Raw genomic sequence first — 3,351 nt, forward strand, 5'->3', positions numbered from 1 at the left:
GGCGGCGGTGATGCTCGTCGCCTATCCGGCATGGGACGCGCTGGCCAATTATCTCGACGCCAGCCGGAGCGGCGGTCTGGCGCAGAACAAGAGCCAGATGCTCAACTTCGTCGTCAGCATCGTGACCGCAGCTGCGGTCGCCGCGACCCTGCCGCACGGCATGCACGCGGTTCTCCAGATCTTCGGCGTGTGGGCCGTGCTCTCCGGCCTGTTCCAGCTCCTCACCGGCGTGCGGCGCTGGAAGGCCTATGGCGCGCAGTGGGCGATGATCCTGAGCGGCGCCCAATCCGGTCTGGCCGGCGCACACATGCTCAGCAAGGGCGCCGGTGCCGCCCCGGTCAGTATCGCCGACATCGCGCCCTATGCGGCGTTCGGTGCCTTCTACTTCCTGATCTCGGCGGTCTCGCTGACGGTCAGCGACATGCGTCGCCGCTCCAGGGCCATCGCCGCCTGACCGCTCGCCCAAAACACGAGGATCAGCGCCGGCCGGGCTGGTCGCTGTCGAGTGCCGCCTCGTAGGCGCGGGAGCGTTCCTCGCGCCGGGCACGCTTGCGCGCGTCCTTGATGCTGGAGGCGCCGTTGTCGAAATGCTCCTCCAGCAGGCGCGCCACCATGTTCGCGTCGCGCGCGAGCAGCGCCGTGTGGATGCGACGATGCTCCTCGAACGCGGCCGCCCAGCGGTCGTGATCCAGCGTGCTGACGTGGCGCGCGCGTTCGGCGCGGGGCAGCAGCAGGCGCCATGCGAGCAGCAGCGCCGCGTTGGCCGACGATTCCACGATCAGCTCGTGGATCAGCCGGTTCGCCTCCAGGTAGCGCGGCCGATCGCGCGTCTCGTAATAATGGGTCAGGTCGTCCTGCAGCTCGGACAGGATCTCGAGCTGTTCGGGCGTCATCCGCTCGCACGCCAGCCGCGCCGCGAGGGATTCCAGCGCGCCGAGCACGGTGAACACCTCCGACGCCGCCTGTTTGTCGAGCTGGCTGACCTGCACCGTGCGGTTGGGCAGCAGGGTGACGAGCCCCTCGGCCGCGAGCGTGCGCAATGCCTCGCGCACCGGCGTGCGCGATGTCCCGAACTGCTCGCTCAGCGCCACCTCGCGCAGCGGCTCGCCCGGGGCAAGCTCGCCCGACAGGATCATGCGGCGAAGCAGGGTGACCGTTTCCTGGTGCCGGTCGCCCTTGCGGGCGGCGACGCGCTCCACCGGCGCGGGCGCCACGCTATCCTTTCTGGCCATCGCACGATGCTAGCCCGCGACAGGGCGATCGGCAACGCCGCGCCGTGCCGACAAGATAGACTTTGGTGCATGCACGCGTCGCTGGCGGACGGCGGCGGCGGTGGCTACCGTTCCGATACGCCCGGCCCAGTGGAGAAGAGAATGATGGAGCAGGATTTCGGACTGGATCGGCGCGTCTTCATGGCCGCTGCCGCTTCCCTGGGTGCCGGCATGGCCGCGCCGGCATCCGCCGCCGACCCCGCGCCGTCGGGTAAGGAAGGCTGGGAATGGGCCCCGATGCGCTGGGTGCAGATCTGCGCGACCGAGGACGATCCTGCGCATTACGACAAGGAATTCTGGCTCGATTTCCTCCGCCGCACCCGCGCGCAGGGCGTGTGCCTCAGCGCCGGCGGCGTCACCGCTTTCTATCCGACCAAGGTGCCTTTCCACTATCGCAGCCCGTATCTGGGCCAGCGCGACATGTTCGGCGAACTGGCCTTTGCCGCGAAAGGCATGGGCATCCGCATCCTGGCGCGCGTCGATCCGCACGCGATGCGCGCCGACGCGCTGGCCGCGCACCCGGAATGGGTCGCGCGCGACGCGCAGGGCGCGCCCAAGCGCCACCCGACAGACGCGGATCTGTACCTGACCTGCCCCAACGGCCCCGTCACCTTCGAATGGATGCCGGCGATCCTGCGCGAGATCGCGACCGCCTACCCCGTCGACGGTTTCTTCGGCAATCGCTGGGCGGGCGGCGCGGGCATCTGCCATTGCGAGATTTGCCGCACGTCGTTCCGCAAGGCGTCCGGTTTCACCATCCCGACCACGCTCGCCGATCCGCAGGACCGCGCGGTGCGCGCCTACCTCGCCTGGGACGACGAGACTCGCTACGCCCAGATCAAGCATTGGAACGACGTGGTGAAGGCCGTGAACCCCGAGGCGTTCTTCGTGCCGGGGACGTGGGGGCGGCTGGATCCCGGCCGGCTGAGCGGTATGATCCGCTCGCTCTATGCCGACCGGCAGGGGCGCGGCGCGCACGACCCGATCTGGGTCAACGGGCGCAGCGCCAAGGAAACGCGCTGCCTGATGCCCGATCGCCCGATGAGCGGCATCTTTGCGGTCGGCGCGACCTCCACCGGCTATCGCCACGTCGATTCCACGCAGTCAGGCCCGGAAATCGCAACCTACCTGCACGACGGGCTGGCGCACGGTTTCCGGCCGTGGATGACCAAGTTCAAGGCGGAGGTGTTCGACAAACGCTGGGTGCCGACGGTCGAGAAGAGCTATGCCTGGCATGCCAAGCACGAAGCCTATTTCCGCAACACCGACAGCCTCGCGCGCGTGGCGATGCTGCGCTCGGTCCAGACCAACACCTATTACACGCCGGGGGCGCTGTCCGACGGCAGCGCCAGCGGATCGGCCAACACCGCGCAATCGCACCGCGCGCCCGAGGGGGAAGCGAACGGTTTCTATCAGGCGCTGCTCGAATCGCGGATCCCGTTCGATTTCGTCGACGAACGCCGCCTTGATCCGCAGACGCTCGACCGCTATCGCGTGATCGTGCTGCCGAACATCGCGGCGCTGTCCGATGCGCAGGCGGCGCAGCTCCGCGATTATGTCGCGCGCGGTGGAGCGATCGTCGCGACGCACGAGACATCGCTCTATGACGAGTGGGGCCGGCGCCGCGCCAACTTCGCGCTCGCAGACCTGTTCGGCTGCGACTTTGCGGGTCGGGTCGATGCGCGCGTGCAGAACGGTTACATGACGGTGCGCGGGCCCGGTCCGCTGACGCGCGGCTTCGACGATACGCCGCGCATCATCGGCGGGATCAAGCTGGTCCACGTCACCCCCCGCCCCGGCCTTGCGCCCCCCGCGCTGACGCTGGTGCCGCGCTATCCCGACCTACCGATGGAGAAGGCCTATGGCACGACGCGCGCGAGCGAGGTGCCGGCGGTCTATGCCCGCGTGCATGGCAAGGGGCGCGTGGTCTATTTCCCCGGCAATATCGACGGCACCTTCTGGGAGGTGTCGAGCGCCGACCATCTCGCGCTGCTGCGCAATGCGGTCGAATGGTGCGCGCGCGATCCGCAGCCGATGATCGTCGGCGGGCCGGGGCTGATCGACGTCAGCTACTGGCGCC

Annotated in this window: 3 protein-coding genes; 2 read left to right on the forward strand and 1 reads right to left on the reverse strand. The window is 69.0% G+C overall.

All coding sequences use genetic code 11. From position 1 onward, the window contains the following. Window positions 1-454, forward strand: a 454-nt coding sequence (locus ACOJSF_RS08590) for a DUF308 domain-containing protein (protein ID WP_420141800.1), incomplete at its 5' end; no start/stop codon positions are given. Window positions 455-476: 22 nt separating this feature from the next. Here ACOJSF_RS08590 and ACOJSF_RS08595 read toward each other — a convergent pair. Next, window positions 477-1,232 (reverse strand): GntR family transcriptional regulator, encoded by a 756-nt coding sequence (locus ACOJSF_RS08595; RefSeq protein ID WP_420141801.1) that lies wholly within the window; start codon window positions 1,230-1,232, stop codon window positions 477-479. Between the two features lie 69 nt (window positions 1,233-1,301). On the opposite strand from ACOJSF_RS08595, the gene ACOJSF_RS08600 reads away from it, so the two are divergent. Next, the coding region (locus ACOJSF_RS08600) for a beta-galactosidase trimerization domain-containing protein (protein ID WP_420141802.1) at window positions 1,302-3,351 on the forward strand (2,050 nt) is incomplete at its 3' end.

Origin of the sequence: Sphingomonas sp. (assembly GCF_048594985.1) — a bacterium.
Taxonomy (GTDB): Bacteria; Pseudomonadota; Alphaproteobacteria; order Sphingomonadales; family Sphingomonadaceae; genus Sphingomonas_I.

Excerpts from the sequence above, each read along its gene's own strand:
- ACOJSF_RS08595 (WP_420141801.1), bottom strand. The coding sequence starts at position 1,232 with ATGGCCAGAAAGGATAGCGTGGCGCCCGCGCCGGTGGAGCGCGTCGCC.